12 protein-coding genes are annotated in these 14,067 nt (G+C 30.5%); 3 read left to right on the top strand and 9 right to left on the bottom strand.

Translation table 11 applies throughout. The annotated features are described in order from the left end of the window. Positions 1-50 precede the first annotated feature (50 nt). The 4 genes from ACEWL1_RS06365 to ACEWL1_RS06380 all read right to left on the bottom strand — a co-directional run bounded on the left by ACEWL1_RS06365 (position 51) and on the right by ACEWL1_RS06380 (position 6,720). On the bottom strand, positions 51-821 hold the full coding sequence (locus ACEWL1_RS06365; RefSeq protein ID WP_409232457.1) for a TIGR02757 family protein: 771 nt from the start codon (positions 819-821) through the stop codon (positions 51-53). Between the two features lie 22 nt (positions 822-843). Next, a complete protein-coding gene (locus tag ACEWL1_RS06370) occupies positions 844-1,503 on the bottom strand; it encodes an ABC transporter ATP-binding protein (protein WP_409232458.1) in 660 nt (219 codons plus the stop codon). Positions 1,504-1,609: 106 nt separating this feature from the next. Further along, positions 1,610-4,045, bottom strand: coding sequence for a DUF5916 domain-containing protein (locus ACEWL1_RS06375; RefSeq protein WP_409232459.1), 2,436 nt, complete (start codon positions 4,043-4,045; stop codon positions 1,610-1,612). 218 nt (positions 4,046-4,263) lie between these two features. Next, positions 4,264-6,720, bottom strand: a complete 2,457-nt coding sequence (locus ACEWL1_RS06380) for a DUF5916 domain-containing protein (RefSeq protein ID WP_409232460.1) — start codon at positions 6,718-6,720, stop codon at positions 4,264-4,266. Between the two features lie 188 nt (positions 6,721-6,908). Here ACEWL1_RS06380 and sucC point away from each other — a divergent pair, with 188 nt between their 5' ends. Both sucC and ACEWL1_RS06390 read left to right on the top strand, forming a co-directional pair. After that, positions 6,909-8,108, top strand: a complete 1,200-nt coding sequence (gene sucC, locus ACEWL1_RS06385; RefSeq protein WP_409232461.1) for an ADP-forming succinate--CoA ligase subunit beta — start codon at positions 6,909-6,911, stop codon at positions 8,106-8,108. Between the two features lie 129 nt (positions 8,109-8,237). Continuing rightward, on the top strand, positions 8,238-8,801 hold the full coding sequence (locus tag ACEWL1_RS06390) for a hypothetical protein (RefSeq protein WP_409232462.1): 564 nt from the start codon (positions 8,238-8,240) through the stop codon (positions 8,799-8,801). Between the two features lie 953 nt (positions 8,802-9,754). On the opposite strand, the gene ACEWL1_RS06395 is transcribed toward ACEWL1_RS06390, so the two are convergent. The 4 genes from ACEWL1_RS06395 to ACEWL1_RS06410 are packed head-to-tail and all read right to left on the bottom strand — an operon-like array spanning position 9,755 to position 11,955. Beyond that, the gene (locus ACEWL1_RS06395; RefSeq protein ID WP_409233039.1) at positions 9,755-10,057 is read right to left on the bottom strand and encodes an alpha/beta hydrolase-fold protein; all 303 of its coding nucleotides are present in this window, start codon (positions 10,055-10,057) and stop codon (positions 9,755-9,757) included. A 17-nt stretch (positions 10,058-10,074) separates the two neighbouring features. Next, the gene (locus ACEWL1_RS06400; protein ID WP_409232463.1) at positions 10,075-10,536 is read right to left on the bottom strand and encodes a nuclear transport factor 2-like protein; all 462 of its coding nucleotides are present in this window, start codon (positions 10,534-10,536) and stop codon (positions 10,075-10,077) included. A gap of 6 nt (positions 10,537-10,542) precedes the next feature. Next, a complete protein-coding gene (locus ACEWL1_RS06405) occupies positions 10,543-11,565 on the bottom strand; it encodes an MBL fold metallo-hydrolase (protein WP_409232464.1) in 1,023 nt (340 codons plus the stop codon). A 24-nt stretch (positions 11,566-11,589) separates the two neighbouring features. Then, a complete protein-coding gene (locus tag ACEWL1_RS06410; protein WP_409232465.1) occupies positions 11,590-11,955 on the bottom strand; it encodes a hypothetical protein in 366 nt (121 codons plus the stop codon). A 473-nt stretch (positions 11,956-12,428) separates the two neighbouring features. On the opposite strand from ACEWL1_RS06410, the gene ACEWL1_RS06415 reads away from it, so the two are divergent. Then, positions 12,429-12,893 carry a nucleoside deaminase gene (locus ACEWL1_RS06415; RefSeq protein WP_409232466.1) on the top strand — a complete coding sequence of 155 codons (465 nt, stop codon included), beginning with the start codon at positions 12,429-12,431 and terminating at the stop codon, positions 12,891-12,893. Between the two features lie 2 nt (positions 12,894-12,895). On the opposite strand, the gene ACEWL1_RS06420 is transcribed toward ACEWL1_RS06415, so the two are convergent. After that, positions 12,896-13,453 carry a Crp/Fnr family transcriptional regulator gene (locus ACEWL1_RS06420; protein ID WP_409232467.1) on the bottom strand — a complete coding sequence of 186 codons (558 nt, stop codon included), beginning with the start codon at positions 13,451-13,453 and terminating at the stop codon, positions 12,896-12,898. Positions 13,454-14,067 lie beyond the last annotated feature (614 nt).

Consider the following 14,067-nt stretch of genomic DNA (forward strand, 5'->3'; position numbering starts at 1 on the left):
GCTGTTATTAGTTTTCAAATATAAGTAAACTAAACTTACTTTTTAATGAATTAAAATTTCTCAAAAACGCCTAAACCAAATAATGCAAAATCGTATTTAGAAGGATCATTTTTATCTAGAATACGTAAACTATTATCTAGTTCAATTACAGCTTTCCAATCGTTTTGTTTTCTTTTTAACAAACCTAATTTACGTGCAACGTTTCCAGAATGTACATCAATCGGACAAGAAATGTGTGCAGGATTGTGTGTTCTCCAAACCCCGAAGTCAACACCACAAGCATCGTTTCTAACCATCCAACGTAAAAACATATTGATTCTTTTTGCTGCCGAACCTTTTAAAGGATCCGAAATGTGTTTTTGTGTTCTTTGTTGATGTGGAATTTCAAAAAATAACGTTTTAAAATTAGAAATTGCTGTTCTGTAATTTTCTGTATTGTCTTTTACAGCAAGCGATTGCTCGAGTCCGTTGTGGTTTTGATACATATGTTGCAAAGATTTTACAAACTGAATTGCATCCACCGAATTAAACGTTCTATGAACAAAATTTTGAAATCGTTTTAAATCTGATTCTTGATGATTGATTATAAAATCATACGGAGCATTGTCTAACAATTCCATTAGTTTATTGGAATTATTGATGATCATTTTCCGATTTCCCCAAGCAATTGTTGCTGTTAAAAATCCAGCAATTTCAATATCTTCTTTTTTAGAAAACTGATGTGGAATTTGAATTGGATCGGATTCAATAAATTTAGGATGGTTGTACAACACCACTTTTTCGTCTAAAAATTCTTTTAAATCTGCTTTGTGTAATGGCATTCTTAGTGATTAGAAAAAGTTCTTAAATAATTACGCCATCTTTCATTGTTAACGTTCTGTCTGCCATAGCAGCTAATTCTTCGTTATGTGTTACCAGTACAAAGGTTTGATTAAATTCATCTCTTAATTTAAAAAAAAGCTCGTGCAAATTTTGAGCAGAAGTAGAATCTAAATTTCCGCTTGGTTCATCTGCTAAAATTACAGACGGATTATTAATCAATGCTCTAGCAACAGCAACACGTTGTTGTTCTCCGCCAGAGAGTTGGTTTGGTTTGTGTTGATATCGATCTTCTAAACCTAAAAAATCTAACAGCTCTTTGGCTTTTTTCTCGGTTTCTTTCTTCTCTTTTTTTGCAATAAAAGCAGGAATACAAACATTTTCTAACGCAGTAAACTCCGGTAATAATTGATGAAACTGAAAGATAAAACCAATGTGTTGGTTTCTAAATTTAGAAATTTTATTGTCAGAAATCCCTTTTAAAGAAGTTGCATTTAAAATCAATTCATAATTAACATCAGATTGAGGTTTGTCTAAGGTTCCAATTATTTGTAGTAAAGTTGTTTTTCCTGCTCCAGACGGACCAACAATAGCAACAACTTCGCCTTTTTTTATGTGTAAATCAACACCTTTTAAAACGTTAACCTTACCGTAAGATTTATGTATGTTTTTAGCAATTATCATAGTTATATATCAATACAACGAAAGTATTAAAAATAAGTTATATAAAAACAGAAAAGACCTTGAAGCTTTTACACATCAAGATCTTTTAAAATATATATAATGGAATCTAAAATATATTTTTTAGTTTATTGTAATCTATATAATAGACAAATCGTAATGAAAACACATTTTGATTTGGTTGCTCAAATAAATTATCTAAATTCTTAAAGAAATCTAAACTCGAATTAGAATCTTGATTAAAAATGGTATTACGATATAACGCAATTAATTGACTTCCGGGAGCAAATTGCCAGATGTAATTTAAATCTAAATTCCAACTATTAAAGTTTACATCGCTACCATTATTGTATGTTTCTGGAGATAAACTTCCGTCGGCATTTAATTTAAAGTAGCTATTTGTATAATCAACAGAACTCCAATAGTGTCTAAAAGACAACGATAAAGAAGATTTTGTACTGAAATTATATCTACCAGAAACGGAGTTTACGTAACTTTTTCTATCTCTATTTCCAAAAATAATATCTGTTCCGACTTGATCTACATATCCTTGATCGTTTACGGTTTTGTTAAAGTTAAAGTTGTAATTTAAAGAGAATTGATTGCTAAAACGGTAACGTGGACTTAAACCAAAACCGAATCCGTTTTTTGGATTATTAGCATAATTAGATAAAAAGAAGTTCATATTTAATCCAAGTTTTTTCTGAGAATTGGTATTGAACCAAGAATTAAAATTTAATCTTTCAGGTCTTGTAAAATAAATTCCGCTTGTGTTTCCTTGTCTAGGCTCATTAAAATCTTTACTTTCTGAGCCATAATTGATGTTAGCTCCAAAATTAAAACGGTTTTTGGTTTCTGCATTAAAGTTTAATCCGGCTTGATAACCTGTGTATGTTCCTGAATCATATTGGTATTGTAAATTATTATAAAAATTAAAATTATATCGATTAAAAATCCCTTCTGGTTTTAAAGTTCTAAAACCTGCGTTTCCATAAATTTGTTGTTCGTTATTACTGAATAAAATTCCCATATCATTTGGATTGAAATTTTCGTCCTCAAAATTATATCCGATTTCCCAATTCCATTTTCCAGAATTTTTACCAAAACTAGTATCAAAAGTATATCCAGTATTTGGGTTGTTAACATCATCAAAAATATTGCTCATTTTTACAGAACCATCTACATTGTATTTGCTATCTTTTGTTTCTAAATGCCAAAGTAAACCAGTGGTATTTGCATCTCTAAAATCTCCACTTCTTGTAACATTTGTGTTTATTAAAGTGATTGCAGAATTTTGATTGAACTGTTTATCTACTACTAAAATATTGTAATTTGAAAACGGACTAGTTTCAACTTTTCTAGTAGTGCCGTTACTATTGTCTCTAATAGTTGCTTCTGTTTTTCCTGTAATTGCGTTAAAAAAACCTATTCCTAAACCATTTTTTGTTCTTCCAGAAATTTTAATGGCATTAAGCATGGTTACTTTTTCTGGATTGTCTATAATCTCTTCATTGGCATTTAATTGACTTGCTACATCAAATTGATCTATTGGAGAACTCCCAATTCTTCTAGAATAAAACAATCTTCCTTTGTTGAACAACTCTGTTCCTTCAGTAAAAAACTGTCTTTGTTCTGCAAATTGTTGCTCAAACGGCCCTAAATTTAATTCAACATTATCAAAACCGGCTTGACTAAAATCTGGAATTAAAGTAGCGTCTAAAGTAAAGTTTTCAGACAATCCGTATTTTAAATCCAATCCAACACTCCAATCATTTGTAGATGTTCCGTCGTAAGACTCTGTGATGGCAGAAGCATACGGATACAACCCTAATCGTGTTGGAGGTTTGATGTTTTTTAAATTTTCAACCAATCCATCATGTTGTGTCCATCTTCCTACCGCATTATCAATATGTGTCCACGTATGTTGTTCATTTAATCTCTCTAATCTTCTGTGAAAATTGAATCCCCAATGTTGTACTGGAGCATTTGCAAACCGTAAAGCAGAGTAGGGGATTTTCATTTCTACAGCCCAACCTTTATCATTTACTTTAGCGGCACTTTGCCAAACGGCGCTCCAATTAAAATCTTCTTGTCCATTTGAAACTTTTGAATCTCCTTGATTTCCGGTACTTTGTACAACAAATTCAAAAGGATTCTGCCCATCATCATTTGGATTTATAGTTGCTAAAAAGAAATCTGCTTGACTAAAATTATCTCTTGTTGCAAATTGCATTGGAATTTTATCAGGATTTGGATCATGTAACATTGCAGAAATATAAATGGCGTCGTCGTTGTAAATAACTTTTACAATTGTTCTGTATTCATTAGAAACTTTTTTACCATTGTCTGGTCTAAAGACAACAAAATCTTTAATTAATTCAGCATTTTTCCAGGCATCATCATTTAGAATACCATCAATTTTTGGAGGTGTTGTAATTCTTGTTGCAGATACTTTTTTTCGTTTTTTCTTGCCTTGTGTTTTTGATTGAGAAAATGTCGTTTGGAAAACTAAGAGTGCTACTAGTGAGATGAATCGTAATTTCATTATTTTTTGTTTTGATTGATACCGTAAAGACTTCTTAAAAAATAAAATGTCACAGTTAGGTTTGTTAATTAAATCTTAAAATGGTTTAACAACTCAAAACTATTTATTGAAGAGTTCTAAATAAAATGCAATGTAATCAACTGTAGAAGTAGTGTATTGAGATGTAAAAAAAGCCTCAATCTAATAGATTGAGGCTTTGAAACATTATGAAAATATGTTTAAAAAATATTTTTGATATTGTTGTAATCAATAAAATAGACAAATTTTATAGAAAAAGTATGCAAAGCAGGCTGATTGAATAATTCATCAATATTATTGATAAAACTCAATGAAGATTGATCGTTGTAATTAAAAATGGAGTTTCTGTAAAAAGCAGTTAACTGACTTCCTGGAGCAAATTCCCATAAGTAATTCAAATCTAAATTCCAACTATTATAATTTACGTCATGATTTGCTGTGTAAGCATGATTTGCTAATGTTCCGTCTGTATTTAAACTGTAAAACTGACTGTTATATTTAACAGTTTGCCAATAATGTCTAAATGATAATGATAAAGAAGATTTTGTGCTAAAACTATATTTGCTAGATATGCTGTTTTCGTACGAATCTGAACCTCTTTTACCAAAAATAATATCATTATTGTCATCATTTGTATAACCAATAGCGTTTTTGCTACTACTATATTTAAATTGATACACTAAAGACATTTTATTACTAAATCGATACCTCGGACCAAACTCAAAACCAAATCTTGATTCGTCTGTTTTAAATACTTTTCTAATATTAGCTTTTAAATCGAAGGCAAACTTTTTTCTAAAATCTGTAGAGATAAATCCATCAAAATCTAATTCAGAACCTCTCTCTAAATAGCGTTGCTCTGCAATTTCTCTTCTTGGTTCGTAGAAGTCTTTTTGTTTTCCTATTTTCCCTTTAGCATTTAATCCAAAAGAAAAACGTTTATTGGTGTTTGCGAAAAAACCAATTCTATAGCTATTTCCAGTGTAAACCCCAGGATTGTATAAAAAGCTATTAAACAATCTAAAATTAACCATAAAGCTATTGAATTTTCCAACGGGTTGTAAAATTCTATAACTAGCCATTGTATAAAAGGTTTGCTGATTGTTTCTTCTTTGAAAACCTAAATCGTTATAATTGTATTTGTCATCTTCAAAATTATATCCAATTTCTCCTTGCCAATTTCCTGCAATTTTAGCAATGCTAGAATCAAAAGCATACCCTGTTTCTGTTGCTCCGTTTTCTTTTATATTACTAGTTTTTACATAGCCATCAGCAAAATAAGTATTCGATTTATTTGTTAAATGATATAGTAGGCCAGTTACGTTTGCATCTCTAAATTCTCCTTCTCTTAACACGTTTGTGTTTATAAAAGTTACAGATGAATTTTGATTGAACTGTTGATCTAATACCAATACATTGTAATTAGCAAATGGTTCGGTTACTTTTTTATAATATTCGTCTATAGGCCTGTTTCCAGCTATTGTTGTTTTTTTAATGGTTGCTTCGGTTTTATCTGTAATTGCGTTAAAAAAACCAATTCCTAAACCACCTTTAGTTCTTCCAGAAACCTTTAAAGCATTTAACATGTTTACTTTATCCGGGTTTTCATAAACTTCTTCATTTGCAGCTAAATTATCTTCAGCATCGTAATACCCAACTGGTCTATTTCCTATTCTTCTTGAGTAGAACATTCTACCTTTGTTAAATAATTCTGTTCCTTCTGTAAAAAACTGTCTTTGTTCGTTAAAGCGTTGTTCAAACGGGCCTAAATTTAAAGTAACATTATCAAAAGCAGTTTGCCCGAAATCTGGGACTAAGGTTAAATCTAAAGTAAAATTTTCTGTAATTCCGTATTTTAAATCCAATCCTAAATTCTGATTGAAGTCTGTTTCTCCATCAAAATGAGAAACCGAAGTTGAAGCATATGGATAGAAACTTAATCGCGTTGGTGGATTAATATTACGGATCCCTTTTAAAATGCCATCATACTGTGTTCGTTTACCAATAGTATTATCAATATGATTCCAAGTGTATTGCGAGTTCTGGTTAATTATTTTTCTTAAAAATTGAATTCCCCAAGTTTGCACTTCTTCATTAGAAAAGCGCAATGCAGAATAAGGAATTTTCATTTCAACAGACCAGCCATTGTCTAAAGTTTTTACTGCACTCTTCCAAACGGCACTCCAACTTCTATCTGGTCTTCTACTATCAGAAACTTTCGCGTCTAACTGTGTTCCTGTAATCATTACATCAAAAGAAGTTGCATTTACACCATCATTATTTGGGTTTAAGATTAAAGAAAAAAGATCCGCCTGGCCATCATTATCTCTACTTGTAAATTCGCTTGCTATTTTAGAAGGATTTGGGTCAAACATCATTGCAGACACATAAATAGCTTCATCGTCATACAATACTTTTACTTCTGTTCTGTAATCTGGATTTTCCTTCTCGCCGTTGTTGGGTTCCATCATTACAAAATCTTTAGCAACTTCTAACCCTTTCCAAGCATCATCGTTTAGCAGGCCATCAATCTTTGGTGCCTTGTTGATACTTCGTTTTATATTAAGTACTTTTTTGGTTGCGTTGCTTTGAGAAAAAAGGAGAGTAGTTGTAAAAAGGGAAAATAGAAATAATAGTTTCGTGCTTTTTATCATCATTTGTTGTAGTAGTTAGTTTTAGAAGCAAAAATATTTAGGTTTTATTTTAATTATCATAAAATGATGTTAATTTCTTAATAAAATTATGATTTTATTAAGACAACTTTTTTCTGAGTTATTTTATAAAAATTGCTACGTTATTCTCATTTGAATTTGTATTTTTGTGGCGTTAAAAAACATTCTTAAAAATGAATTTACACGAATATCAAGGAAAAGAAATACTAAATAGCTTTGGCGTTAAAATCCAACGCGGTATTGTAGCTAAAAATCATAAAGAAGCTGTAGATGCAGCAAAACAATTAACAGTAGAAACTGGCACCAGTTGGTACGTTGTGAAAGCACAGGTTCATGCAGGTGGACGTGGAAAAGGCGGCGGAGTTAAGTTGGCAAAAAATTTATCTGAAGTAGAAAGCATTTCTAACGATATCATTGGAATGATGTTGGTAACACCACAAACTTCTGCAGAAGGTAAAAAAGTAAACCAGGTTTTAATTTGTGAAGATGTTTATTATCCTGGTGATGCTGAACCAGAAGAATATTATATGTCTGTTTTGTTAAATAGAAACACAGGTAAAAATATGATTATGTATTCTACTGAAGGTGGAATGGATATTGAAACTGTGGCAGAAGAAACACCACATTTAATTTTTACTGAAGAGATTGATCCTTTATTAGGAATCATGCCTTTTCAAGCGCGTAAAATAGCGTTCAACCTAGGATTGTCTGGTGTTGCTTTAAAAGAAATGACAAAATTTGTGACTGCTTTATACAAAGCATACATCGGTTCTGATTCTTCTATGTTTGAAATCAATCCGGTATTAAAAACATCAGATTCTAAAATTTTAGCAGTTGATGCGAAAGTTACTTTAGATGACAATGCGTTGTTTAGACATAAAGATTATGCTTTGATGAGAGATTTACGTGAAGAAAATCCGATTGAAGTAGAAGCAAATGCCGCTGGTTTAAATTATGTTGATTTAGATGGTAATGTTGGATGTATGGTAAACGGAGCTGGTTTGGCAATGGGAACAATGGATTTAATTAAACAAGCTGGTGGAGAACCTGCAAACTTTTTAGATGTTGGTGGAACGGCAGATGCACAACGTGTAGAAACTGCTTTCGGAATTATCTTAAAAGACAAAAACGTAAAAGCAATTTTAGTAAATATTTTTGGCGGAATTGTACGTTGTGATAGAGTAGCGCAAGGAGTTGTAGATGCCTACAAAAATATGGGAGACAAAATTAATGTGCCTATTATTTGTAGATTGCAAGGAACAAACGCTGTTGAAGCAAAACAACTAATTGATAATAGCGGAATGAAAATTATTTCTGCTACAGAATTTCAAGAAGCTGCAGATAAAGTACAAGAAGTGTTAGCACAAGCTTAATTGCTTGAAAATATATTTAAGTGTTTAATGAAACGCCTCACATTTGTGAGGCGTTTTTTTTGCTTCTAAACGAATGCTTTTAATTCATTTTTTTAATTTATATTGTTGAACTTATTTAAATGATACATCATGAAGAAACTATTGATTTTGCTTTTATTTCCAGTAAGTGTTTTTGCACAACAACCAGCTAATTCAGAAGTATTCTGGAATACGTTAAAAGAACATTGCGGAAAATCTTATGAAGGAGAAATTGTTGCCGGAGGAAAAGAAGGCGATGGTTTTGTAGGAGAAAAATTAGTGATGCATGTTCGTTCTTGTAAAGACAAAACAATTAGAGTTCCTTTTTTTGTTGGAGAAGATAAATCTAGAACATGGGTTTTTACGATGACAGATAAGAAGTTAATTCGTTTAAAACACGATCATCGACATAAAGATGGTTCTGAAGATACAATTACACAATACGGTGGTCTAAGTCCAAATACAGGATTGGCAAATGTTCAATTTTTTCCAGCGGATCAACAAACAGCAGATTTAATTTCCTATGCTTCTCATAATGTTTGGTGGGTTACTATTGATACAACCAGCTTTACGTATAATTTACGTAGAATAGGAAGCGATAGATTCTTTTCTGTGAAATTTGACCTAACTAATGAAGTGAAAACTCCAAGCGCACCTTGGGGAAATGAAGATTGATTTAGAAAGGTTTTCTTAATTAGACTAAACTGATATTAAAGATACACTTCTTAAGGCTATTTTTTAGCTTAGTTCTTCTTAATGGTCTTTCCAAATTTTTTCATATAGTTATGTTTTTAACGTTGTTGTATATGGTTTGTTGTGTGTTTTAAGCAACTAATTTAGCAAATAAAAACCGAATAGAAAATCCGCGAGGATTTTCGTAAGTATACCAGCACTAGCAATTAATTATATAAGGTGTTGTGTGTAGTTTTTTATGGTCAATATAGATGTCAAAAGTTTAAAACACCTATTTCAGTTATAAATATTTCTTGGTGTTTTTAGTTAGTCAGGTAACAAAGTTTAACTAGGACAATTGATTATTCTATTTTTTTAAAATACAAAATAAGCTTATAGTTATTAATTTGTTTAATTCGATATAATTTATTGTACAATCTAATTCTTGCTTAAACTGTCTATTTTTCTTATTGCGTTTTCATTGTTATGATTTAGTGATAAAGTTTTTTGTAATTAATAATAGAATTTACTTTATCTCCAATAGCTTCATATGCTTCTCCCAAACTATCAAAAGCATTATACGAATTTGGGAAGTTTTCTGTATTCAAAAGGAAAAAGAGTAAAGCTTCTGCTTTATCACTTTCATTTCTGCTTTGCAGTATACTGTAACCAATTCTGTTTACAAGAGCTTCTGGCGGACTAAAATCCCAAAAAAGTTTTTTAGAAAGCTTTTGGAAGTGTTGATTAAGTTGTTCTATAGTTTCTACATCTCGATAGTAAACTCCATAGCCATTAAAAATAGTTGAGATACCATTGTAAAAAGCAATTGGTGAGATTGAGTTATGATTTTCGCCTTCAAAATATTCTAATCTTGCAGGGAAATAGCCTTCGCATTTACTATTTAATGCCTCGTATAACCTTACGTGCCGATCTCTATTTCTAATATTTCTTTTACCCTAATTAGCAGTTGCTATGTATAAAAACCTTTTAAACGATTTTTCAGTTACAACTTGCAATTTAACATCCATCGTTTCGGCGTCCCAAATTCCAAAGCTTGGGTCAACAGCAATAAAAGTATTGAAAACAGTATCTTCTTTCATATAGGCGTGAGTGGCCAATAAACCTCCTAAAGAATGTCCGAACAATACTTGATAGGACGTTGTTCTATAATTTTTATCTAGCTCCTTAATGAGTTCTTCTTCTAGAAAGCGAAAAAAAATTTCGCCATCTCCTGTATTATTTTCTCTTACGGTTATTATTTATTTGGTGATATTCTCTACCAATATTCAACTATTCGTGAGATTTTACCATCTCTAAATTCAAAAAGTGTCATTTGCAATTCACTTTCTATTATAGCACCACCTTTTTTTTCCACAAATCTTTTTTGAACAGCAGCCGCTTTTAAACCTATTATTTTACTTTCTATTTTAAAATCTGTAACTCTCCCATCGTAATTGCCTTCATTTAGGTTCCTTAAAGCACTTTTATATAAGCTCTCACAGGTATAAAACCCATTAAATTTTGAATGTGTATAAGTAAAATCATCAGTAAATAGATTGAATGTGTTATCAATATCTTCAACTGTAGAACCTTCTTGAAACATTTTTAGGTTGAGATTGTAATACTTGGTTAGTATCGTGTTTATTGAATCTTTGTGTACTTCAGTTACTTCTTGGGCAAGAATAGTATTGCTAATAAGAAAAACTAATAAAAGGAATGATAATTGGTTTTTTTTCATGGATAGTTATTTATCGTGCGAATTAGATTTAACAGATGCTTTATTTTGTAAAGAATACATAAGCTTGATATATCGTTCAATTTCTGCTGTATAATTTTTATATAAAAACGTATATTCAGGGTTTAATTCAGTTTTAATTTTTAAGAGTGTCTCCTCTGGCCTGTTTCCATTTTTATTGTCTAGTTCTACCTGTTTCCAAACACTTGATAACAAATTAATATCACGTCTAATTGATCTCACTGTGGTTGTGTTACCATGACCTATTAATATTTTGGTTGGATTTAATTCAGCGATGAAATTAAGTGTGTTGATTAAACTTGGAATATTTACATCTTCAGTGATAATCGGCATCCAATCTGAACTTAAAACGTCTCCCCCAAAAACAACTTTATGTTTTGGTAGCCACATTATTATATCTCCAGCTGAGTGATTCTCTTCTGTCAAAATAAATTCAACTTCTATACCATCGAAATTACGTTTTAGACTATTGTTTATTATAGAAGAGGGAAATGCAAGCTGGGTAGGGCCTATTTTACCTTTGGTAACCTTGTTATAAAATGCTACATCATCTTTACCATATTTTTTCATCTCAGCTAATGCGTTTTTACTTGTAATAATTTCTGTTGTTTTATCAAAGGCAGCGTTGCCCAGCCAATGATCTGCATGACTATGGGAATTTACCACCCAGCGAACTGGAAGCTTAGTAACAGATGCAATGGTTCTTTTTATTTTATGTCCTATAGATTCAGACGAACCCGTATCAAAAAGCAAAACACCATTTTTGGTAACGATAAAATGAACATTAGAATTCCATCCTTTATTTTCAGGAGTTGGCAACCCAAATGACGGGGAAACAATACTATATATATTTTCTGCAACACGAACGACATTAAATGTTTCAGAGCTTATTTCTTTTTTATAGAATTTTTCAGTTTTTGCGTTTTTGTTATTGAAAGAAAAACACAAAAGGCAACTAATTAAGATGCTTAAATGGTATTTAAAGAATAAAAATTTTAGCATTGATGTCATTTGTTTAATGTTTTAATCATGTTGTTAACCGACTATTTGACTAAAGTTTACGTGTTCTTTTTTCCAATTCCAGATGGACATGCCAAAGTTTCCGGAATCTTCAACAACTTTCATTTGTACCTCATTTATTATTTCAATAACTATTTTACCGTTTAAATTGTCGTTGCCTATGGGAACGTCTGCCCATTCTAAAATTATTTGATTGCCCTCTATTTTTCCATTCCCAACATGACACCAGTTTTCAGCTAATTCACTTTCCAGTGTTTTATGATTCATACCTAACCAAAAAACCTTATTTTCAACAATGTTGATCCAAAAAAAATTCCCTCCGGTTGATTTCCAAAATCCCTTTTTGGGTACGATAGTTTCTTCTTTTACGTTGTCTTTCATAAGAGTGTTGTTATGATATCTTTGTTTACAGCTGAAAATAGAAATAAGTAAAACAAATATCATTATTTTCTTTAAATAGGTCATTTTTTTTAATTTAAGTAGTTATTAAGCTAATTTATAGCCTCAACTATATGACTTTAGTTATGATAGATTTCCATTCTAAATGTATCTTCTGCCTTTAGTTTAAGTATTTTACAAATGCTAATTGCTATTTTAGTTTTTTTTAAGGTTGATGTATTTAATATTATCTATCTCAATTATAAAGTCAATTTGTTATTTTTTATGGCATCAGTATAATTTTAAATGTCTAATGAACTGCAATATTAAATCTTTTAAAATTTATCTAAAAGGACAATTGTCCTTTGCCAAAAAATCTAAAACTATTTAATTTGCTTTAAGAAATGAAAACAATGAAAACACAAAAAGGTTTTTTGAGTTATTGATTATTTTGGTGACATTAACAAATTGTAGTTATGCCTTCATATAAAAATGGAATTGAGAGAGCAATTAAAGTAGCCCAACAAGCAAAAGAAAAAGGGAATTTACCTTATGGGTGTATTTTAACAGATGCGGAGGGAAAAGTTTTGCTAGAAGGAGAAAATACAATTAATACGGATAATGATTGTCTGGCACACGCTGAAATAAACTTAATTAGAGAAGCTTGTAAGCTTTATGATTATAATGTTTTAAACACATGTGTTATATACACCAGTGACGAGCCATGCGCAATGTGTTCATCTGCAATTTACTGGAGTGGTATCGGTAAACTAGTTTTTGGATTAAGTAAAAAAACTTTCTATGATAGCATAGGTAGAGGAAATCGTAATTGGGTATTTGAACTTGGTTCCCGAGAAGTACTTAGTAAAGGAGGTCGTGAAGTAAAAGTTGTTGGTCCAATATTAGAAGACGACGTCTTAAAGATTCATGAAATAAAATAAGATTAATTTTGATTTTTTAAAGCTCTGTTTAGACTCCTTAATGTTACACCTAGATAATTAGCAATATCCTGTTTAGATATGACTTGTGTTAATTCGGGAAAAATCTTTTTTAGTCTATTAATATTAGAGTGAATAGAATTAAATTGATTATAAGAATGCCGATGCGCTTTATAAGCAATTTTATTAGTAAGTGTTTTTAAAATTAAATCATTAAAATTCTTATCATTACTTAGAAGTTTTTTAAAATAACTTTTATTTATTGCATAGACTTGAACTTCATTAATACTTTCCACAGAACAAACACTTGTAATATCATGTATAGTCTCTACTTCTCCAAATAGTTGACCTTCTCCAAAAAATTCTTGAATAAAAACATTTCCATCCTCTGTAGTTATATAACATTTACTAATCCCACTTTTTAATACATAAACATGAGATGTTTTATGATCTTGCTTTATAATCTTGTTTCTTGGTTCGACTTGTTGCAAAATAATATGTTCCCTCGATTTTTTTTCTAAGGATAAAATATAATTTAAAATATTTTTGTCTACTCTAATCATTGAGTTAAGTGTTTATTTTATAAAAGGATACAAATTAACTGATTTAAAATTTAGATTTTATCATATTTTTTAATTTAAAAGATTCTGAATACTGTCAAATTACTTTGTCATTTCTATACATAATGTTTAAAATTATGTAGCCTTATTTCAGGACGGGTCAGCATTATGCACAACGTTGTTGTATATGGTTTGTTGCGTGGTTTAAGCACCTAATTTAGCAAATAAAAACCGAATAGAAAATCCGTGAGGATTTTCGTAAGTAGGCTAGAACTAGCAATAAATTATATACGGTGTTAGCAAATGTTTTTTTGTTTTTCAGTTTTTCGGATTTCAGAGTTTGAGTAAGAATTTCTCAAAGATTTTATTCCACATTTTATTCAATTCCGTAATTTATATTTTTTCCAGTTTGAGTAAATCTTCACGTTTTATAATTCCGAGAACTTGCTAAAATTCAAGTAATAATTTTTCACGATTGAGAGACTGTTCAGCACTTTAAAAGTCCTTTTTCTGTTGAAATTTAAGTTAATATTGAAAAATCAAACCAAATAATAACAATATTATCGGTATCAAATTTATGAGTATCCATATTGACTTAATAAGACTGTTTTCAATTT

It is taken from the genome of Polaribacter gochangensis (assembly GCF_046224025.1).
Classification (GTDB): domain Bacteria; phylum Bacteroidota; class Bacteroidia; order Flavobacteriales; family Flavobacteriaceae; genus Polaribacter; species Polaribacter gochangensis.